Source organism: uncultured Mycobacterium sp., assembly GCF_964249325.1.
Lineage (GTDB): Bacteria > Actinomycetota > Actinomycetes > Mycobacteriales > Mycobacteriaceae > Mycobacterium.
Window position 1 is genome coordinate 1 of the sequence record NZ_CAXUCH010000070.1, and the last position, 19,737, is coordinate 19,737.

At 64.4% G+C, this 19,737-nt stretch carries 22 protein-coding genes and 1 pseudogene; 16 read left to right on the forward strand and 7 right to left on the reverse strand.

Going from position 1 to position 19,737, the window contains the following annotated elements; genetic code table 11:
* The 5 genes from ACFE99_RS11165 to ACFE99_RS11185 form a co-directional block, all read left to right on the forward strand.
* A partial coding sequence (locus tag ACFE99_RS11165) for a DUF779 domain-containing protein (RefSeq protein ID WP_375485197.1) occupies positions 1 to 373 on the forward strand: 373 nt, incomplete at its 5' end.
* A 29-nt stretch (positions 374 to 402) separates the two neighbouring features.
* Positions 403 to 681, forward strand: coding sequence for a putative holin (locus ACFE99_RS11170; RefSeq protein ID WP_375485199.1), 279 nt, complete (start codon positions 403 to 405; stop codon positions 679 to 681).
* Entirely contained in the window at positions 674 to 1,234 is a 561-nt protein-coding gene (locus ACFE99_RS11175; RefSeq protein WP_375485201.1) for a hypothetical protein, read from the forward strand. Before ACFE99_RS11170 ends, ACFE99_RS11175 begins: the two co-directional genes overlap by 8 nt.
* Before the next feature lie 48 nt (positions 1,235 to 1,282).
* Positions 1,283 to 2,680 (forward strand): dihydrolipoyl dehydrogenase, encoded by a 1,398-nt coding sequence (gene lpdA, locus ACFE99_RS11180; protein ID WP_375485203.1) that lies wholly within the window; start codon positions 1,283 to 1,285, stop codon positions 2,678 to 2,680.
* Complete coding sequence (locus ACFE99_RS11185) at positions 2,680 to 2,973, forward strand: hypothetical protein (RefSeq protein ID WP_375485205.1); 294 nt, start codon at positions 2,680 to 2,682, stop codon at positions 2,971 to 2,973. Before lpdA ends, ACFE99_RS11185 begins: the two co-directional genes overlap by 1 nt.
* Here the strand turns inward: ACFE99_RS11185 and ACFE99_RS11190 are convergent.
* Both ACFE99_RS11190 and ramB read right to left on the reverse strand, forming a co-directional pair.
* Complete coding sequence (locus tag ACFE99_RS11190; protein WP_375485207.1) at positions 2,964 to 3,515, reverse strand: carboxymuconolactone decarboxylase family protein; 552 nt, start codon at positions 3,513 to 3,515, stop codon at positions 2,964 to 2,966. The genes ACFE99_RS11185 and ACFE99_RS11190 overlap by 10 nt on opposite strands.
* A complete protein-coding gene (ramB, locus tag ACFE99_RS11195) occupies positions 3,512 to 4,927 on the reverse strand; it encodes an acetate metabolism transcriptional regulator RamB (protein ID WP_375485209.1) in 1,416 nt (471 codons plus the stop codon). The genes ACFE99_RS11190 and ramB overlap by 4 nt, the downstream gene beginning before the upstream one ends.
* Positions 4,928 to 5,111: 184 nt before the next feature.
* On the opposite strand from ramB, the gene ACFE99_RS11200 reads away from it, so the two are divergent.
* From ACFE99_RS11200 to ACFE99_RS11210, 3 genes are all read left to right on the forward strand, one after another.
* Positions 5,112 to 5,909, forward strand: a complete 798-nt coding sequence (locus tag ACFE99_RS11200) for an acyl-ACP thioesterase domain-containing protein (RefSeq protein ID WP_375485211.1) — start codon at positions 5,112 to 5,114, stop codon at positions 5,907 to 5,909.
* 281 nt (positions 5,910 to 6,190) lie between these two features.
* Positions 6,191 to 7,474 (forward strand): isocitrate lyase, encoded by a 1,284-nt coding sequence (aceA, locus tag ACFE99_RS11205; RefSeq protein ID WP_375485213.1) that lies wholly within the window; start codon positions 6,191 to 6,193, stop codon positions 7,472 to 7,474.
* Positions 7,475 to 7,553: 79 nt separating this feature from the next.
* Entirely contained in the window at positions 7,554 to 8,417 is an 864-nt protein-coding gene (locus tag ACFE99_RS11210; protein ID WP_375485215.1) for a 3-hydroxybutyryl-CoA dehydrogenase, read from the forward strand.
* Positions 8,418 to 8,450: 33 nt separating this feature from the next.
* Here ACFE99_RS11210 and ACFE99_RS11215 read toward each other — a convergent pair whose 3' ends face one another.
* On the reverse strand, positions 8,451 to 9,356 hold the full coding sequence (locus ACFE99_RS11215) for a cyclopropane mycolic acid synthase family methyltransferase (RefSeq protein ID WP_375485217.1): 906 nt from the start codon (positions 9,354 to 9,356) through the stop codon (positions 8,451 to 8,453).
* Positions 9,357 to 9,528: 172 nt separating this feature from the next.
* On the opposite strand from ACFE99_RS11215, the gene kasB reads away from it, so the two are divergent.
* Positions 9,529 to 10,779: a 3-oxoacyl-ACP synthase KasB gene (gene kasB, locus ACFE99_RS11220; RefSeq protein WP_375485219.1), complete on the forward strand. Its 1,251-nt coding sequence runs from the start codon at positions 9,529 to 9,531 to the stop codon at positions 10,777 to 10,779.
* A gap of 238 nt (positions 10,780 to 11,017) precedes the next feature.
* Positions 11,018 to 11,922, forward strand: a pseudogene (locus tag ACFE99_RS11225) (cyclopropane mycolic acid synthase family methyltransferase).
* An 87-nt stretch (positions 11,923 to 12,009) separates the two neighbouring features.
* Here the strand turns inward: ACFE99_RS11225 and ACFE99_RS11230 are convergent.
* The 3 genes from ACFE99_RS11230 to ACFE99_RS11240 all read right to left on the reverse strand — a co-directional run bounded on the left by ACFE99_RS11230 (position 12,010) and on the right by ACFE99_RS11240 (position 14,747).
* Positions 12,010 to 12,873 (reverse strand): cyclopropane mycolic acid synthase family methyltransferase, encoded by an 864-nt coding sequence (locus ACFE99_RS11230; RefSeq protein WP_375485221.1) that lies wholly within the window; start codon positions 12,871 to 12,873, stop codon positions 12,010 to 12,012.
* A gap of 145 nt (positions 12,874 to 13,018) precedes the next feature.
* Positions 13,019 to 14,041 carry a prenyltransferase gene (locus ACFE99_RS11235; RefSeq protein ID WP_375485223.1) on the reverse strand — a complete coding sequence of 341 codons (1,023 nt, stop codon included), beginning with the start codon at positions 14,039 to 14,041 and terminating at the stop codon, positions 13,019 to 13,021.
* Entirely contained in the window at positions 14,034 to 14,747 is a 714-nt protein-coding gene (locus tag ACFE99_RS11240; RefSeq protein WP_375485225.1) for a TetR/AcrR family transcriptional regulator, read from the reverse strand. Before ACFE99_RS11240 ends, ACFE99_RS11235 begins: the two co-directional genes overlap by 8 nt.
* Positions 14,748 to 14,892: 145 nt before the next feature.
* Between ACFE99_RS11240 and ACFE99_RS11245 the strand changes: the two genes are divergently transcribed.
* The 6 genes from ACFE99_RS11245 to deoC all read left to right on the forward strand — a co-directional run bounded on the left by ACFE99_RS11245 (position 14,893) and on the right by deoC (position 18,923).
* Entirely contained in the window at positions 14,893 to 16,257 is a 1,365-nt protein-coding gene (locus tag ACFE99_RS11245) for a DUF445 domain-containing protein (protein ID WP_375485237.1), read from the forward strand.
* A gap of 82 nt (positions 16,258 to 16,339) precedes the next feature.
* Positions 16,340 to 16,747, forward strand: coding sequence for a helix-turn-helix domain-containing protein (locus ACFE99_RS11250; protein WP_375485227.1), 408 nt, complete (start codon positions 16,340 to 16,342; stop codon positions 16,745 to 16,747).
* A gap of 83 nt (positions 16,748 to 16,830) precedes the next feature.
* A complete protein-coding gene (locus ACFE99_RS11255; protein WP_375485229.1) occupies positions 16,831 to 17,451 on the forward strand; it encodes a heparin-binding hemagglutinin in 621 nt (206 codons plus the stop codon).
* Between the two features lie 128 nt (positions 17,452 to 17,579).
* Positions 17,580 to 17,843 carry a DUF2516 family protein gene (locus ACFE99_RS11260; RefSeq protein ID WP_083087813.1) on the forward strand — a complete coding sequence of 88 codons (264 nt, stop codon included), beginning with the start codon at positions 17,580 to 17,582 and terminating at the stop codon, positions 17,841 to 17,843.
* A gap of 4 nt (positions 17,844 to 17,847) precedes the next feature.
* The gene (locus tag ACFE99_RS11265; RefSeq protein WP_375485231.1) at positions 17,848 to 18,252 is read left to right on the forward strand and encodes a DUF2599 domain-containing protein; all 405 of its coding nucleotides are present in this window, start codon (positions 17,848 to 17,850) and stop codon (positions 18,250 to 18,252) included.
* On the forward strand, positions 18,252 to 18,923 hold the full coding sequence (gene deoC, locus ACFE99_RS11270; protein ID WP_375485233.1) for a deoxyribose-phosphate aldolase: 672 nt from the start codon (positions 18,252 to 18,254) through the stop codon (positions 18,921 to 18,923). The genes ACFE99_RS11265 and deoC overlap by 1 nt, the downstream gene beginning before the upstream one ends.
* A 10-nt stretch (positions 18,924 to 18,933) precedes the next feature.
* Here the strand turns inward: deoC and ACFE99_RS11275 are convergent.
* Positions 18,934 to 19,737 (reverse strand): DUF2993 domain-containing protein (locus ACFE99_RS11275; RefSeq protein WP_375485235.1); only part of this gene is annotated, 804 nt, incomplete at its 5' end.

Consider the following 19,737-nt stretch of genomic DNA (forward strand, 5'->3'; position numbering starts at 1 on the left):
TTTGTGCTACCCCCAAGGCGACTTCCTGGTCGGCGACCGCGACGTACTCGTCGGTGTGCTCGACGTAAGCGATGGCGTGCCGGTGTGGATCTCGGGGCCACAGTTTGCGACGTGGAAGCACACCCAGCTCGTCATCGACGTGGTGCCGGGCCGCGGCGGCGGCTTCAGCTTGGAAGCACCGGAGGGGATGCGGTTCTTGTCCCGCGGCCGCGCCTTCAGCGACACGGAGAATGCGGTGCTGGACGCCGCGCCGGTGATCACCGGCGCCGACTACGAGCGCGGTGAGCGTCCGCCGTCGCGTGGCGCGGTCGTCGCGGAAGCCGCCGATGCGTGTTCGGTACCCGCAAGGCGCGCCGGGCAAGTGCCGCGCTAGCCGAAAGCTCAGCAGTAAGGTCGTAAGGCGTGATCCCGCTTCCGCGTCCCTGGCTGCTGGCGAGCGCCATGCTGGTCGGCACCGCAGTCGGCCTGCTCGCGGGAACAGCGGCCACGGCGGGCATCCATGCCCGGGTCCGGCCGGACGTCGTCATCGCGCTGGTGGTCGGAGTGCCCAGCGTTGTCGGGCTGTTGGCGATCGTGTTCGCCAGGCACCGATGGGTGACGGCCCTCGGCGCGTTCATTCTCGCGCTGGCACCGGGCTGGTTCGGCCTGCTCGTTGCAATGCGGGTGGTATGCGGTGGCTGACGACGAATCACAACCCAAGACCGAGCCGTACACGCCCACCTTCGACACCGGCGCGTTTTCCCAGCCGCTAAAGACTCCGCGGGACGAGACGGGCAGCGGTGGGCATGCGGTGGTCACCGATGAGGCTACCGCGCCGGCAACCGGCTCCCAGGCTGCGGTGACGACGGGCGACGTCCCGCCGCTGGAACCGATCCCTGCACCCGCGCAGCCGGTCGCCGTGCCCGGCCGGTACTACTTCCTGAAGTGGTGGAAGCTCGTCCTGCTGATCGCCGCGGTGTGGGTTGTCGCGGCCCCCATTGGATTGGGCTTGTTCTACTGGTGGTACCACTCGATCAACAAGACGCCGGCGGTATTCGTCGTTCTCGCCTACGTCGTGGTGTGCACGGTCGGCGGCTTGATGCTGGCGATGGTTCAGGACAGGCCGCTGCTGTCGGCATTGGCCATCGCACTGATGTCGGCCCAGTTCGCCGCGGTTGCTGCCGCCGCACCGCTGTACGGCTATTACTACTGCCAGCGCATGCCGCATTGCCTGATTGGGGTCATTCCCTACTAGGACACGTCGCCCAACCTCGCGTGAAGCCTCGCCCATTAGGGTGGGCACGTGCCTTCTCACTATGACGTTGTTGTTCTCGGAGCCGGCCCTGGCGGCTACGTCGCGGCTATTCGTGCCGCCCAGCTGGGGTTGAACACCGCAGTCGTCGAGCCGAAGTACTGGGGCGGTGTGTGCCTCAACGTCGGCTGTATCCCGTCCAAGTCATTGCTGCGCAACGCCGAAATCGTCCACATCTTCACCAGAGACGCCAAGACCTTCGGGATCAGCGGTGAGGCGAGCTTCGACTACGGCATCGCCTTCGACCGCAGCCGCAAGGTGGCCGAGGGCCGCGTCGCCGGTGTGCACTTCTTGATGAAGAAGAACAAGATCACCGAAATCCACGGCTACGGCAGCTTCACCGATGCCAATACGTTGTCGATCGATCTCAACGATGGCGGCGCTGAAACCGTCACCTTCGACAACGCGATCATCGCCACCGGTAGCAGCACCCGGCTTGTTCCGGGCACGGCGCTGAGCCAGAACGTGGTCACCTACGAAGAGCTGATCATGACGCGGGAGCTGCCCAAGTCGATCATCATCGCCGGCGCCGGCGCGATCGGCATGGAGTTCGGCTACGTGCTGTCCAACTACGGCGTCGACGTGACGATCGTCGAATTCCTGCCGCGGGCGCTGCCTAACGAGGACGCCGACGTGTCGAAGGAAATCGAGAAGCAGTTCAAGAAACTGGGTGTCAAGATCCGCAGCGGCACCAAGGTCGAGGCCGTCGACGACAACGGCAGCGAGGTGAGCGTCACAGTCAGCAAGGACGGTCAATCCCAACAGCTGGCTGCCGAAAAAGTATTGCAGGCCATCGGTTTTGCGCCCAACGTCGAAGGCTACGGACTGGACAAGGCCGGGGTGGCGCTGACCGGTGGCAAAGCCATCGGCATCGACGACTACATGCGCACCAACGTGGGCCACATCTATGCCATCGGCGACGTCACCGGGCTGTTGCAGCTGGCGCATGTCGCCGAAGCGCAGGGTGTGGTGGCAGCCGAAACCATTGCCGGCGCAGAGACTTTGCCGCTCGGTGACTACCGCATGCTGCCGCGCGCGACGTTCTGCCAACCTCAAGTCGCCAGCTTCGGGCTCACCGAGCAGCAGGCCCGCGACGAGGGCTACGACGTCAAGGTCGCGAAGTTCCCGTTCACCGCCAACGGGAAAGCGCACGGTCTCGGCGACCCCAGTGGTTTTGTCAAGCTGGTCGCCGACGCCAAATACGGCGAGCTGCTCGGCGGTCACCTGATCGGTCACGACGTCTCCGAGCTGCTGCCCGAGCTCACTTTGGCGCAGAAGTGGGACCTGACCGCAAATGAGTTGGCCCGCAACGTCCATACCCACCCGACGATGTCGGAGGCGTTGCAGGAATGCTTCCATGGTCTGGTGGGCCACATGATCAACTTCTGATGTTGTTTGGCGGCGGCTCGAATCGCGGCACGACGATTATCGGTGTCATCGCCGGGGTGATCATCGGCTATATCGCTTGGCTGCTGGCGATTTCGATCGGAGCTGCCACCACGACGGTGAGCCGCTGGAGCCTGATCGTGCTGATCTTGTCGCTGGTGCTGGCGGTCTGCGCGGGGTGGTGGGGATGGCGGCTACGCGAGCGGCGAAACTACCCGTGGGCGGCGTTCGCGTTTGCGCTGCCGGTCCTTCCCGTCGTGTTGACGTTGGGTGTGCTGAGCGCCACCTACTTGTGATTCGGGTGATCCAGCGGAAGCTCGAGGGCGGACATCGTCGCGGCGAGCCCGTCATATTGGCCTGCGAGCATGCAGAATTCGATCAATTGCCGACGATCCAGATAATCGGATAGCTCCTGCCACGTCTTGTCGCTGATCGAGCGGTTGAGGACGAACTCGTCGGTGGCCTTCAGCAGTGCCTGCTGCCGCGTGGTCAGCCGGTCGGACGCCGCAGGCCAGTTGAAGATCGCCTCTTGTATCTGTTCATCCAGCCCGCGGCGGCGCGCCATCCGACGGTGATGCTGCAGCTCGTATTCGCAGGAACGCAGATGCGCGACGCGCAGGATCACCAACTCGGTGTCGGCGCGCGGCAGCCGCCCGCGCAGCAGGGCACCCGAATACGGCAACCACAGCCAGAACAGCCGTTTGTGTTGACCGAGCGCGGTGAACAGATGCATTTCCGGTGCACTGACGGTGCGCGCGCCGAATCTGGCTAGTACCCAGTTGATTAGCCCGAGCTCGCGTACCCCGCCGGACGGGATGCGGCCCACTTGCGCCGTCACGCCGGTTTCACCAGATACGGAGACACCGTACTGCGGTGTTCGTCGAGATCGAGCGCGCGGCCCAGCGCCGGGAAAGCCCGCTGCGGACAGTTGTCGCGTTCGCAGACCCGGCAGCCCGCGCCGATCGGTGTGGCGTTATCCCCCGACAAGTCCAGTCCTTCCGAGTAGACGAGCCGGTGGGCGTGCCGAAGCTCGCAGCCCAGACCGATCGCGAACGTCTTACCCGGCTGACCATACCGTGAGGCCCGCCGCTCCACGGTGCGGGCCACCCACATGTAGTTACGACCATCGGGCATCTGGGCGATCTGTACCAAGATCTTGCCCGGGTTGGCGAAGGTTTCGTAGACGTTCCACAGCGGGCAGGTGCCGCCGCTGGAGGAGAAGTGAAAACCGGTGGCGGACTGTCGTTTTGACATGTTCCCGGCTCGGTCGACGCGGACAAACGAGAACGGCACCCCACGCATCGACGGACGCTGAAGGGTCGAGAGCCGGTGGCAGATGGTCTCGTAGCTGACGCCGTAAAACGCCGAGAGCCGTTCAATGTCGTAGCGGAAATTCTCGGTGACGTCGTGAAACTGGCGGTACGGCAACACCGCCGCAGCCGCGAAGTAGTTGGCCAGCCCGAGCCGGGCCAGCTTGTGGGATTCTTCGGAGGTGAACTTGCCTTCAGTGACCATGGCATCGATCAGCTCACCGAATTCCAAATAGGCCAACTCGGCGGCCATCTTGAACACCTGCTGACTCGGCGAAAGGTGGGTGCTGATCTCCAGGGTTTTGGTTTCGGGGTCGAAGCGGTGCAACACGGTGTCACCCAGGTCGATGCGCTTGTTGATGTGCACGCCGTGCACATCGGTGAGCCGGCGAGCCAGCTCGCGGCCCAGATCACCGCGGTGCATGCGCATTCGGATCGTCAGATCCTCCGCGGCGGTGTCGAGCTCATGCAGGTAGTTCTGGCGCTGATAGAAGTAGTCACGGACCTCTTCGTGCGGCATGGTGATCGACCCGCTGCCGCTGCCGTCGAAGTAGCGCTCCTCGGTGGCAGCCGCCAGTTGGGCGGTGGTGATCCGGTAGCGGCGGTGCAGATTTACCATGGCGCGGGCCAGCTTCGGGTGGTCGCTGACCATTTCGGCGACTTCGGTCATGCCGACGTCGACATCCAGGTCGCGGTCCATCGTCACTTCACGCAGCTCGGCGACCAGCCGGGTGTCGTCCTGGGAGGCGAAGAACGTCGCGTCCACGCCGAACACCTCGGTGATCCGCAACAGTACCGCCACGGTCAGCGGCCGCACGTCGTGCTCGATCTGGTTGAGGTAGCTCGGGGAAATCTCCAGCATCTGCGCCAGCGCGGCCTGGCTGAAGCCGCGCTCGTTGCGCAGCTGGCGGACCCGTGAGCCCACGAACGTCTTGGTCACGCGGCCAGCGTACCCGGTTGCGAAGGATCGATTCGCAGGCTTGGCACGCCCGTGTCGATTGGCTCGACAGCTTGCTCGTTTGGCATGATTCGCTGAAGCCGGCGACGACGCGGGCCGTGGGCGGCGCGGGGAGGAGCCGGGCCATCGAGTTAGGCCCGAAGGGGAGCAACAGGGGAGTGCAGCGTTGAGCCTGGACAAAGTGATGATGCCGGTGCCGGACGGCCACCCCGACGTGTTTGAACGGGAATGGCCGTTGCGGGTCGCCGACATCGACCGTGAGGGCCGGCTGCGCTTCGATGCGGCCACCCGCCACATCCAGGACATCGGGCAAGATCACCTGCGCGAGTTGGGATTTGAGGAGACCCACCCGCTGTGGATCGTGCGCCGCACCATGGTCGACTTGATCCGCCCGATCATGTTCCAGGACATGCTGCGGTTGCGACGCTGGTGCTCAGGCACGTCGAACCGGTGGTGCGAGATGCGGGTCCGCATAGATGGGAGGCGCGGGCGCGGCCTCATCGAGTCGGAGGCCTTCTGGATTAATATCAACCGGGACACCCAGGGCCCGGCGCGGATCGCCGACGACTTTCTGGCCGGCCTGCGCCGCACGACCGACATCGACCGGCTGCGGTGGAAGCCTTATCTGACCGCGGGAAGTCGCGACGACGCGCTGGAGATCCACGAGTACCCGGTTCGCTTCACCGATATCGACCTGTTCGACCACATGAACAACGCGGTGTACTGGAGCGTGGTCGAGGACTACCTATCGGGCCACCCCGAGCTGCTCGAGGCGCCGCTGCGGGTGACCATCGAACACAACGCCCCGGTCGCCCTGGACGACAAGCTGGAGATCATCTCCCATATGCATCCGCCCGGTTCGACCGACCGATTCGGTCCCGGACTGACCGATCGCACTGTTACAACGCTCACATATGCCGTCGGTGACGAGGTCAAAGCCGTCGCGTCGGTCTTCGCGCTGTAGCCGGTCGGCAGCATCCGCCCCTCTCCACCAACAGGTCGGGTGACCTGCGGTTTCGTGCTCCTGGTCGGTAGCTACTGAAACGGTTCAGTTATCAGCAGCATTCGCAAGGTTTGCAGATTGCAGTCCAACTGTGGCCAAAGTTGGCATCTGCAAGCGGTGGAGCTGCGGAGCTAAGCTGTGCCATCGTCGGCTTAGCACGCCGAGGAGCTTGCTGGCGGGTTAACAACCCTGGGAACGCCGGGTCCCGCCAGCGATCAAAACAGAAGAAGGAGCACGTCACGATGTCTACCGTTGGCACGCCCAAAAGCGCGGAGCAGATCCAGCACGACTGGGACACCAATCCGCGTTGGAAGGACGTCACCCGCAGTTACACCGCTGCCGATGTGGGCGCCTTGCAGGGCACCGTGGTCGAGGAGCACACGCTGGCCCGGCGTGGTGCCGAGGTGCTGTGGAGCCAGCTGCACGACCTCGAGTGGGTCAACGCGCTGGGCGCCTTGACCGGAAACCAGGCCGTCCAGCAGGTGCGGGCAGGCCTGAAGGCCATCTACCTCTCGGGCTGGCAGGTGGCTGGTGACGCCAACCTCGCCGCACAGACCTACCCCGACCAGAGCCTCTACCCGGCCAACTCGGTGCCGCAGGTGGTGCGCCGGATCAACAACGCGCTGCAGCGCGCCGACCAGATCGCCAGGGTCGAGGGCGACAAGTCGGTGGAGAACTGGCTGGCGCCGATCGTCGCCGATGCGGAGGCCGGCTTTGGCGGTGCGCTCAACGTCTTCGAGCTGCAGAAGGCGATGATCGCCGCCGGTGCGGCGGGCACCCACTGGGAGGACCAGCTGGCGTCGGAGAAGAAGTGCGGTCACTTGGGCGGCAAGGTGCTGATCCCGACGCAGCAGCACGTCCGCACGTTGACGTCGGCCCGACTGGCCGCAGACGTTTGCGACGTGCCGACCGTGATCATCGCGCGCACCGACGCCGAAGCGGCCACGCTGATCACCTCCGACATCGACGAGCGCGACCGGCCCTTCATCACCGGCGAGCGCACCCGAGAGGGCTTCTACCGCACCAAGAATGGGATCGAGCCCTGCATCGCGCGGGCCAAGGCCTACGCGCCGTTCGCCGACTTGATCTGGATGGAGACCGGCACGCCCGATTTGGAGGTCGCCAAGCAGTTCGCCGAGTCGGTCAAGGCCGAGTACCCCGACCAGATGCTGGCCTACAACTGCTCGCCGTCGTTCAACTGGCGCAAGCACCTCGACGACTCGACCGTCGCGAAGTTCCAGAAGGAGCTGGCCGCGATGGGCTTCAAGTTCCAGTTCATCACGCTGGCCGGCTTCCACGCGCTGAACTACTCGATGTTCGATCTGGCCTACGGCTATGCCCGCAACCAGATGAGCGCCTACGTCGAGCTGCAGGAGCGCGAATTCGCCACCGAGGAGCGCGGTTACACCGCCACCAAGCACCAGCGCGAGGTGGGTGCCGGTTACTTCGACCGCATCGCCACCACTGTCGACCCCAACTCGTCGACGACGGCCCTGACCGGCTCCACCGAAGAGGGTCAGTTCTAGGTTGCCGGCCAGACGCAAAGGCCCCTTGTCACCGGCGTGTTGAGGGGCCTTCGCGTCTGCTGGCGCGGGGCAGTCCAGAATGAGCAACGTGCGAATTGAACGAGTAGGTGTCATCGGGGCCGGCCAAATGGGGGCCGGCATCGCGGAAGTATCGGCGCGCGCCGGAGTTGACGTGCTGGTCTTCGAAACCGCCGATGCACTGGTCACTGCTGGCCGAAACCGCATTGTGAAATCGCTGGAGCGCGGTGTCAGCGCGGGCAAGATCACCGAACGCGAACGCGACGGCGCAGTCGACAAGCTGACCTTCACCACGGATCTGAAAGACCTCGCCGACCGGGAACTGGTGATCGAGGCCGTCATCGAGGATGAAGCCGTCAAAGCAGAGATTTTCGCCGAACTCGACCGGGTCATCACCGATCCCACTGCGGTGCTGGCGTCCAACACCTCCAGCATCCCGATCATGAAACTGGCCGCGGCCACCAAGCACCCTCAGCGCGTGTTGGGTCTGCATTTCTTCAACCCGGTCCCGGTACTGCCGCTGGTGGAGTTGGTCTGCACCCTGGTCACGGACGAACAAGCAGCTGCCCGCACTGAGGAATTCGCCAGCACGGTGCTCGGCAAGCAGGTGGTTCGGTGTTCCGACCGATCGGGTTTCGTGGTGAACGCGCTGCTGGTGCCGTTTTTGCTGTCGGCGATCCGGATGGTCGAAAACCGGTTCGCCACAGCCGAAGACGTCGACAAGGCGGTGGTCGCCGGGCTCTCGCACCCGATGGGCCCGCTGCGGCTCTCGGATCTGGTCGGCCTGGACACGCTAAAGCTGATCGCGGACAAGATGTTCGAGGAGTTCAAGGAGCAGCAGTACGCCTCACCGCCGTTGTTGGTGCGCATGGTCGAGGCCGGTCTGCTCGGCAAGAAATCCGGGCAGGGTTTCTACTCGTACTGAGCTTTGCCTATTGCGGCCTAGTCAACGCGGGGCTTAGGCGGCTTTCTTCTCCATGGTGAATTGGCAGACGTCGGTGTACCCGTCGCGGAACAGCTCCCGGCAGCCCGTCAGGTACTTGATGAAGGTCTCATAGGTCTGCTCGCCCTTGAGTTCGATCGCCTCGTCTTTGTGCGCTTCCAGCGCCTTGGCCCAGGTGTCCAGCGTTCGGACGTAGTTCTTACCGATCCGGTGGTGTCGGGTGATGGTGAAACCGGCCTCGGTCGCATATTTGTCGACAACCTCGATCATCGGCAGCCGGCCGCCAGGGTAGATCTCTTTGCGGATGAAGCTGATGAATCGCATCAGCGACATCGTCCGCTTGAGGCCTCGTTGCTTTTCTTCCTCAGCGGAGGGCAACACGATCGTGTGCAACAGCATCACCCCGTCGTCGGGCAGCACGTTGTAGCACATCTTGAAAAAGTCCGCGTACCGCTCATAGGTGCCAACACCGTCGGCGAAGTGCTCGAAGGCCCCGAGGGACACAATGCGGTCGACCGGTTCGTCGAACTCTTCCCAGCCATGCAGCCGCACCTCTTTGCGCCGCGGACTGTCCATTTCGGCGAACTTCTGCTTGTTGTGCGCCAGCTGGTTTTCCGACAGCGTCAGCCCGATCACGTTGACGTCGTATTTTTCGATCGCGCGACGTATTGTCGAGCCCCAGCCGCAGCCGATGTCGAGCAGCGTCATGCCCGGCTGCAAGCCCAGCTTCCCCAGTGCCAAATCAATCTTGGCCATTTGCGCCTCTTCGAGCGTCATGTCGTCGCGTTCAAAATAGGCACAGCTATAGGTCATCGACGGATCCAGCCACAACCGGAAAAACTCATTCGACCGGTCATAGTGCGACTTGATGTGCTCGACGTTCGGCTTCAGCTCGGTGGTTCCGGGCGGTTCAGTCCCCATAGGCGCCGACGATATACGCCGACGTCGGATGCCTGCAATCACCCAGCGCCAGCACATATGTCCCGGTCTAGTTGCGCCCCATCACAATGCGTCCGGTTTAGGCTTGATCGGCACTCGTCCTGGGTAACTGGATAACTGGGATGGGCCGTCAAGGAAAGGAACCAGCAACGCGATGGCGGCGCTCTCGACTGGAACTGGTTTTCCCGACGTAGTGGTCACCGGCGTCGCGATGACGACCGCGCTTGCAGCCGATGCTGACAACACCTGGAAGAAGCTGCTGGACGGGCAGAGCGGAATCCGCAAACTCGATAACCCCTTCGTCGAGCAATTCGACGCCCCGGTGCGTATCGGCGGACACCTGTTGGAGGATTTCGACCACGAGTTGACCCGGGTCGAGAAGCGCCGAATGTTGTTTCTTCAGAAGATCTCCACGGTGCTTGGCCGGCGAGTATGGGCGAATGCCGGCTCACCCGAGGTCGACCCGAACCGGTTGATGGTGGCCATCGGCACCGGGATGGGCTCGACCGAGGAGATGGTCTTCGGCTACGACGACATCCGCGAACGCGGTATGAAGGCCGTCAACCCCGTGGGCGTGCTGATGATGATGCCGAACTCCGGAGCCGCCTGGGTGGGGCTCGAACACAAAGCCAGGGCCGGGATCCTCACCCCGGTGTCGGCGTGCGCTTCCGGCGCCGAGGCTATCGCCCAGGCTTGGCGGCAGATCGTGCTCGGCGAGGCCGACATCGCGATCTGCGGCGGCATCGAGACCAGAATCGAGGCCATCCCGATTGCGGCGTTCGCTCGCATGGAGTTGCTATCGACGAACAACGACGACCCCGAAGGTGCCTGTCGCCCGTTCGACAAGGACCGCGACGGGTTCGTGTTCGGCGAGGCGGGCGCGCTGCTGGTCGTAGAGACCGAGGACCACGCGAAAGCCCGGGGCGCCAACATTCTTGGCCGGCTGATGGGCGCCGGCATCACGTCCGACGGGTACCACATTGTGGCGCCCGATCCCAGCGGTGAACGTGCCGGCCAAGCGATGACTCGAGCCATTGAGCTTGCCGGGCTGACAGCCGCAGACATCGACCACGTCAATGCGCACGCCACCGGCACTGTCATCGGTGATCTTGCCGAAGCGAAGGCGATCAACAACGCGTTAGGCGCCCACCGGGCAGCGGTCTACGCGCCGAAGGCTGCGCTTGGTCATTCGGTCGGCGCGGTCGGCGCGGTGGAGTCGATTTTGACCGTGTTGGCGTTGCGCGACGGTGTCATCCCGCCGACGTTGAACCTGCGCAATCTCGATCCGGAAATTGATCTGGACGTGGTCACCGGAGAGTCGCGACCCGGCGACTACAGGTACGCGATCAATAATTCGTTCAGTTTCGGCGGATTCAACGTCGCCTTGGTCTTCGGACGATACTGAACCGCTGCTAGCGGCCTACTTTCAGGTCATGTCGCCAGGTGCACAACAACAGGCACGCGGACCGGCGACGACCCGCCGCTTCTCGGCTTCGCTGAAATCCCGTGGCGCGGCATTCCCGGCCTGCCGGGTTGTCGTGCGACACTCACGTCGTATTCTTAGTTGCACAGGCGTCAACTCGGGGGGATCCGGGGCGACGTCTGAATTGTGACCGGATCACCAGTGCCCACCAGGACGAACAGTGACCAAGACATCCAGCGAAACGCAGACTTTAACCCCGCCGTTCGAGGACGTGCAGGCGCATTACGACCTGTCGGACGAGTTCTTCCGGCTATTCCAAGACCCGACGCAGACCTACAGCTGCGCATACTTCGAGCGTGATGACATGACGCTGGGGAGGCGCAGATCGCCAAAATCGATTTGGCGTTGGGCAAGCTGGGCCTTGAGCCCGGAATGAGCTTGCTCGACATCGGCTGCGGCTGGGGCTCGACTATGCGGCGGGCGATCGAAAAATATGACGTCAACGTGATTGGCCTGACGCTCTCGAGAAACCAGCGGGCCCATGTGGCGCGGATGTTCGACGAAATGGACAGCCAGCGCAGCAGGCGGGTGCTGCTGCAAGGTTGGGAGCAGTTCGACGAGCCGGTGGACCGGATCGTCAGCATCGAAGCGTTCGAGGCATTCGGAAAAGCGCGGTGGGCACCATTCTTCGAGACGGCATACCGCGTTATGCCCGACGACGGCCGAATGGTGTTGGAGACCATATTTACTCACCCGCCGAGCTACTGGGCCCCCAAAGGGATCAAGATCACAATGGCCGACCTGCGTTTTTGGCAGTTCATGGGCCGAGAGATATTTCCCGGCGGCGCATTGCCCGCTGCGGAAGACGTCGTCGAATACTCGCATAATGCGGGCTTTTCGACCGAGCAAACCCAACTCATGAACCCGCATTACAAACGGACCCTTGATATCTGGGCGGCGAATCTGAAGGCCCACAAGGACGAAGCGATCGCCATACAGTCCGAAGAGGTCTACCAGCGCTACATGCGCTACTTGACCGGATGTGCTGAGAACTTCCAGCGCGGCATCATTGAAGTCGGACAGTTCACCCTGGTCAAGACCCCTAACGGCCAAGCCGTCAGTTGACTGCGGAGACGCCAGGACCGCGTGCGTTGACCGCTTTGTCGGTCGAGGTGCACAGCATCCGCCGCGGCGCTTGCCCTTGGGCCCGGGCTACTTCTCCAGCGTGAATTGGTCGACGTCGGTGTACCCGTCGCGGAAAAGCTGCGCGCAGCCGGTCAAGTAGCGCATGTAGCGGTCGTAGACCTCATGAGATTGCAGCGCAATCGCCTGGTCCCTGTTGGCTTCCAGCGCGGCGGCCCACATGTCCAGGGTGCGCGCATAGTGCGGCTGCAGCGACTGGATCCGGGTGACGGTGAAGCCGGCGTTGCGGGCGTGCTCTTCGACGATCGGGATCGATGGCAGCCAGCCGCCGGGAAAGATCTCCTCGAGGATGAATTTGGCGAACTCGACGATTTCGCGGGTCAGCCCCAACCCCATCTTTCTGGCTTCGGACAACGGGGGCCGGGTAATGGTGTGTAACAGCATCACGCCGTCTGCAGGCAAGACGTCGTAGGCCATCCTGAAGAACCGGGTGTAGCGCTGGTGGCCGAAATGCTCGAACGCGCCGATGGACACGATCCGGTCGACGGGGTCGTGGAACTTCTCCCACCCATCCACCAACACCTGGCGGGAGCGCGGGGTATCCATCTCGTCGAACATCGCCTGGACGTGGGCAGCCTGGTTCTCCGACAACGTCAGCCCGACGACGTTGACGTCGCACTTTTCGATAGCCCGTCGCGTGGTCGCGCCCCAGCCGCAGCCGATGTCGAGCAGCGTCATCCCGGGTTCTAAACGCAATTTGCCCAGCGCCAGGTCAATCTTGGCCAGTTGGGCCTCCTCCAGGGTGATGTCGTCACGCTCGAAGTACGCACAGCTGTACGTCTGGGTGCGGTCGAGGAACAGGCGAAAGAAATCATCGGACAGGTCGTAGTGAGCCTGCACGTCCTCGAAAAACGGCGTCAGCGGCACGGACATACCAAGTGGAGCCTTTCTGTGTTCGACACAGGCTTTACTGCGATTCGCACGCACCCGATGCGTCGGACGCACGGTATCGGATGGCTGCGGCTCCAGCCGCCGACAATATCCCGAGGTGACGGCGACACTGCCGGCAAAGCGCCTGCTAGACGGCCCTAAGGATAGCACCCACGGCCAGCCCGAGCACCAGCAAGGCGCCCACCCGGCGGACGTGCACCCACGCCAGCGCGGCGTACCACAGCGGCCAGACGGGGTAGTTCGCGGGCGGCTGGTCAGGTGGCGGCCGGCGAAAATACGGCCAGACCTTCACCATCCGTGGCAGCGCCAGTACCACGAGCAGCGCCGGCCACGGCATCGCGCCGAGTCCCACCGCCACCGCGACCAGCACATAGAAACCGACCATCATGACGAGCGTCACAACGCGGGCGCGGCCTGCGCCGAGCATGACCGGCAGGGTATGGATGCCAAGCGGCTGGTCGTAGGGAATCTTGTCGATGTGCTTGCCCATCAACACCGTCGTGCACAGCAGCCCGTAGGGCAGCGACGCCAGCAGCACATCCCAGCCGACCGTGCCCACCGCCGAGTAGTACGTGCCGCACACCATCAACGGCCCCCACACGACGAAGACGTCCGGCTCGCCCAGCCCTCGCTTCTTGAGCCGCAGCGGCGGCGCGGTGTAAGCGACGCTCAGCACAAACCCGCTGAGCGCGAACGCAAGCACCGGCCAGCCGCGGGCCAAGCTCAGCACGACCAGGATCGCCAGGTCCGCCACATTGACGGCGGCGATCGCCAGGAGCAGTGTCCGGCGGCTGACCAGCCCCGAGAGCACCGGGTGCGGCGCGTAGAGCGCCCGCGGATAATTCGCGCTGTCGGTGCCGACCTGAGTGTCGTAAAGGTCATTCATCAGGTTGTTGGCTATGTGCGCCAACGTGATTCCCACGATCGCCAATACCAGCCAGCGCCAATCCAACCCGCGTTTGCCGACAGCCAGCAACCCGGCGACCAGACCGGAAACCACGGTCATGGGAAGCACCGCCGCCCGGGTGACGACGATCCAGCGGGTGACGGTGTCAATGGGTCCGTCCGGGGGCGGGTTAGTGGTGCGTAGCGCATACCCCCATGACCGGGCCCACGACTTCAGCCGCGAACCGGTGGTCAGCTCAGGCATCGACGTTCTCGCGTCGCGGCGGCACGATCGGCGCCGGGTGCGGCTGGGCGTTGAACTTCTCCAGCGAGCCGCCGGCTTCCACGATCCCGCACAGCGCGCTCCAACTGAGCATGGTGAGGTAGTCGATCAATTCCTCTTTGCTCATCCGCGGGTCCGAGATCCACGAGTGGGTGGCCAGCTGCACGCCGCCGACGATCATGTAGGCCCAGGGCTCGACCCCGCCGGTGTCCATCCCGACCTCTTGCATACGGCGGCGCAGCATCACCGAGAGCATGCGGGCAATGATTCGCTCGGAGTCGGCGATCACCTTGTTCTTGCTCGGCGAACTGTTGGCCATCACGAACCGATAGGGTTCGGGCTCGGCGGCGACCGTGTCGACGTAGACCCGGATGATCTCGCGCGTCAAATCGAAGCCGTCCATGTCGGCCGTCAGCGCTGCGGCCATGTTGGGGATCAGCGTTGTCTGCGCGAAGCGCATCAGCACCGCGCTCGTCAGATCGTTCTTGTCGACGAAGTAGCGGTACAGCACGGTCTTGGAGACCCCGATCTCGGCGGCGATCTCGTCCATGCTCAGGAACCGGCCGTGCCGGCGAATCGCGGTAATGGTGCCGTCGATCAATTCGTTACGGCGCTCCACCTTGTGCCGGTGCCAGCGCCGTTTTCGACCATCCGCCTTGACGGCCCCTACCGGGGCATGTTCTGCCACTATCGCCGATTCCATTCACTAGACGCCTCGATACTACGGGTTTCTAGGACGGGTTTCCGGCATGTCGCCAAGGCGCGGTTACAGTAACCGGCCGTCACGGCGATCACATGACCAGGAGTCATCCCGGTCGATAGCGGATGATGGTCTGGTGGCCCCAGAACCGTATCGGCCTGAGCTGCCGGCGGCCCCCGCGCAGCCGATGACCAGCCCGGCCCGCCGGGTCGGTGTCTCGTTTGCGGAATCCTTCGCCGGAGCCGACGCCGAAGCCGACGCGCAGCGGCGACGGGCGCTACGCCGGATGAAGGTGGTGGCGCTGAGCTTCCTGGTCGGCGCCAGCCTGGTATTTCTGGGCTGCCGGTGGGCCCAAGCCGGCGGTTCGGCCGCCGCCTGGGTCGGCTACGTCCGCGCGGCCGCCGAGGCCGGCATGGTCGGCGCGCTGGCCGACTGGTTTGCCGTCACCGCGCTGTTCAAGCATCCACTCGGCATACCGATTCCGCACACCGCGATCATCAAGCGCAAGAAAGACCAACTCGGCGAGGGCCTGGGAACCTTTGTGCGGGAGAATTTCCTGTCCCCGCCGGTCGTCGAATCGAAGTTGCGGGACGCTCAAATTCCCAGCCGGCTCGGCAAGTGGCTGTCCCAAGCCGACCATGCACAGAGGGTGGCCGCCGAGACGGCGACCGTGTTGCGGGTGCTGGTGGAGTTGCTGCGCGACGACGACGTCCAGCACGTCATCGACCGCATGATCATCAAGCGCATCGCCGAACCACAGTGGGGTCCGCCCACGGGCCGGGTATTGGCCACGTTGTTGGCCGAAAACCGGCAGGAAGCTCTGATCCAGTTGCTGGCCGACCGGGCTTTCCATTGGTCACTGAATGCCGGTGAGGTCATCCAGCGGGTGGTCGAGCGCGACTCCCCGAGCTGGTCGCCCCGGTTCATCGACCACCTGGTCGGCGACCGCATCCACCGCGAGCTCATGGACTTCACCGACAAAGTGCGCCGCGACCCCAACCACGAACTGCGCCGCTCGGCGAACCGGTTTTTGTTCGACTTCGCCCAGGACCTGCAGCACGATCCGGCCACCATTGCCCGCGCGGAGGCCGTCAAGGAACAGCTGATGGCCCGCGACGAAATCACCAATGCCGCGGCGGCGGCCTGGAAGACGCTGAAAAGGCTGGTGCTCGAGGGTGTCGACGACCCGTCCAGTGCGCTGCGGAGCCGGATCACCGACACCGTCATCCGCATCGGCGAATCGCTGCGCGACGACGCCGACCTGCGCGACAAGGTCGACAACTGGATCGTGCGGGCAGCGCAACACCTGGTCTCGCAGTACGGGGTGGAGATCACCGCGATCATCACCGACACCATCGAACGCTGGGACGCCGAGGAAGCAAGTCGGCGCATCGAGCTGCACGTCGGCCGCGACTTGCAGTTCATCCGGATCAACGGCACCGTGGTGGGTGCGCTGGCCGGGCTGCTGATTTACACCGTCGCGCAACTCCTTTTCTGAGTAGTGCTAACAGTGCTTGCAATAGTTAGCACTAGGCCGTACGGTGGTGATCGTCGCACCGACCGACTAAGGGAGTTCACCAATGCCACAGGAGGAGAAGCTTGCCGCAGTGGTGTCCACCGCCGCGGCCGACATCGGCAGTTTCATCAGGGCGCAGCGCGAGGCGGCGCAAGTATCGGTGCGGCAACTGGCTGAAAAGGCTGGCGTCAGCAATCCGTATCTGTCCCAGATCGAGCGCGGGTTGCGTAAACCGTCTGCGGATGTGCTGAATCAGATCGCCAAGGCGCTCCGCGTCTCCGCCGAGGTCCTCTACGTACGGGCCGGGATTCTGGAACCCAGTGAGACCAGCGAGGTGCGAGACGCCATCATCACCGATACGGCGATCACCGAGCGGCAAAAGCAGGTTCTGCTCGACATCTACACGTCGTTCGTTCAGCAAAACGAAGCCCAGCAAAACGAAGCTGCACGTGAGGAGTCCACGCCTGCCTAATTCCCGATCAGGCGGTAATTAACCGCATCTAGGAAAACCATTCCGTGAAACGATCCTCCAAAGGACATATGAAAGGAAACAACATGGCCGAGAACCCGACCGTTGACGATCTGAGGGCACCGTTGCTCGCCGCGCTGGGCGCGGCCGACCTGGCTTTGGCCACGGTCAACGACTTGCTCGCTGAATTGCGCGACCGCGCCGAAGAGACCCGCACCGACACCCGCAGCCGGGTCGGGGAACGCCGCGCCCGGCTGGCCAAGCGGCGCGAGGAGCTGCCCGAGCAATTGCGCGACCAGCTGCGCGAGCTGCGCGGCCGGTTCACCGCCGAGGAGCTGCGCTCGGCCGCCGAAGGCTACCTGGAGGCCGCGACCAGCCGGTACAACGAGCTGGTCGAGCGCGGTGAGCTCGCTTTGGAGCGGCTGCGCAGCCAAGGTCGCTTCGAGGATGCGTCGGCGCGTGCCGAGGGCTATGTCGACCAGGCGTTGGAGTTGACCCAGGAGGCACTGGGCACGGTCGCGTCGCAGACCCGCGCGGTCGGTGAGCGCGCCGCCAAGCTGGTCGGTATCGAGCTGCCCAAGAAGCAGCCGGCGGCCAAGAAGACACCCGCCAAGGGCGCGCCGGCAAAGAAGACTCCGGTCAAGAAGACCGCGGCCAAGAAGGCGCCTGCCAAGAAGGCGCCGGGCAAGAAGGTCACCCAGAAGTAATCCGCTTCGGCCGCTGCCCGCTATGGCACCGGCAGGTCAGCAAGACACTCGACTCCGAGTCGCCTCGCCGAGGCGGCTCGGAGTCGACGTCTGGGACACAACCCGCATAGGCTTACGGCGTGAGCCTTGTGCATACCGTCCTGGTCATCCTGCTGATCGGCGTGCTGATGACGACGCTGTACGCGTTCGTGCATGCGGCAATGCAGCGTCCCGACGCCTACACCGCTGCGGAGAAGCTGACCAAGCCGGTGTGGCTGCTGATCCTGGGCGCTGCCATGCCGCTGGCATGGTTGCTTGGCGTCCTGGGTATGGCGATCGCCGCCTGCGCGTCGGGGGTGTATCTGGTCGATGTACGGCCGAAACTGCTGGAAATCCAAGGTAAATCGCACTAGCAGCATGCGGGCACTGATCGCCGTCCCCGCGGCGATAGTCGTGGCGCAGCTAGGCGCTGCTCCGGCACGGGCCGATTCGGGCACTGGGGTGGCGCCGCCGTTCGTGGACCACACCGAATGGGTGCACTGGGGCAACCTGCCCAGCCTGCGGGTCTATCCGACACCGTCGGGCCGCGCAGCGGCGAGCCGGCAGGCCAACCCCGACGAGGCCTGGAGCGAGGTGCTTGCGCTGGCTCCCGAGGCCAACAGCGCTAGCATGCGCGCGCAGTTCGTCTGCCACTGGCAGTTGGCCGAGCTGGCGCAGCCCGGCAAGGTCAGCTGGAACCTCGAGCCGTGGCGGCCGCTCGTCGACGACACCACGATGGTCACGTCCGGCTGCAACCCCGGCGGCGGCGAAGAACCGCTGTAGTGGAAGCCCCGCTCACCCGCCGGCACGTGGCCGGCCTCGTCGACCACACTTTGCTCAAACCCGAGGCGACCGCCGCCGACGTGGCGGCCGCCGCCGCCGAAGCCGCCGAGCTCGGTGCGTATGCGGTGTGCGTCTCGCCGTCGATGGTGCCCATCGCAGTCGACGCCGCTGTGCGGGTCGCCACGGTGGCCGGTTTTCCGTCGGGCAAGCACCTGTCCGCGGTCAAGGCGCAGGAAGCGGCCCTGGCGGTGGATGCCGGCGCCGGCGAGATCGACATGGTCATCGACATCGGCGCCGCGCTGGCCGGTGACCTTGCCGCGGTGCGTTCCGACGTCGCCGCGGTGCGCGCAGCCGTGCCCACGGCGGTGCTCAAGGTGATCGTGGAGTCCGCGGCGCTACTGACCCTGCGCGACGCCGACACACTGGTGCGCGTGTGCCGCGCCGCCGAGGACGCCGGCGCAGATTTCGTCAAGACCTCCACCGGCTTTCATCCCGCGGGCGGCGCGTCGGTGCGCGCAGTCGCGCTGATGGCCGACGCCGTCGGTGGTCGGCTCGGGATCAAGGCCAGCGGCGGCATCCGCACGGCTGCCGACGCTCTGGCCATGCTGGAGGCCGGCGCCACCCGGCTCGGGTTGTCGGGTACCCGCGCGGTGCTCGACGGACTGCGATGAAGGTGTCGCGTCAGAGGGTGCCGAAGCAGTCTTGACCGGTCTGCGGCTGCGACGACGACGCCGGGATGTTGGCATTTTGGGTAGAAAACGTCGCCTGCACACCGGAATCGGTGACCTTTACGCTGTCGGCGTGGATGCCTAACGGGTAGTTCTGGGTCGCTTTCGACGTGAGGTCGTCGAGATTCTTCTGCACCGTATTCGTCGACATCTTCGAGCCCAGCGCCCGCAAGTCGACCACCTGCAGCGACAGCCCGTTGTTGGCGATCTGCGGCTTGACGGTGGCGCTGTCCAGCAGGCCCTTCAGTTGGACGGTGCCGTCGCTGGGGTTGGTGGTGACCTTGCTGGTCACCAGACTGCCGATTACCGGGATGGCGTCCTGGATGGATTCTTTGATGCCGTCCGACGACCAGGTGATGGTGCCGTTGACCGACCCGATCGTGCCCTTGGAGTTGTTGGAGTTAGCCAACCGCACATCGTGGATGTCGAGGCTGATCTTCATGCCCTTGGCGCTGCGTACCTGATTGCCGGCGGTCTGCACGGAGATGTTGGTGTAGTGACCGGTGAGGTACTGCCACAGCACCGGCGGTGCCGCGGCGAAGGACACGCTCGCCGAGTCCTGCACCTCGCACTGCACCGCGTTGGTCACTTTGCTGTCGGCGACGTGGCGGGTATAGAGCTCGGCGCCGATCAGCCCGGCCAGGACCAGCGCCACCACGGTGACGAGGGTTAGCACGATAGCCGTGGGATTGCGGAAGAAGCCGCCGCGGGTTTTCACCGGCGTGTCTTTCGACTCGGGTTGGGTGGACAGTTGGGT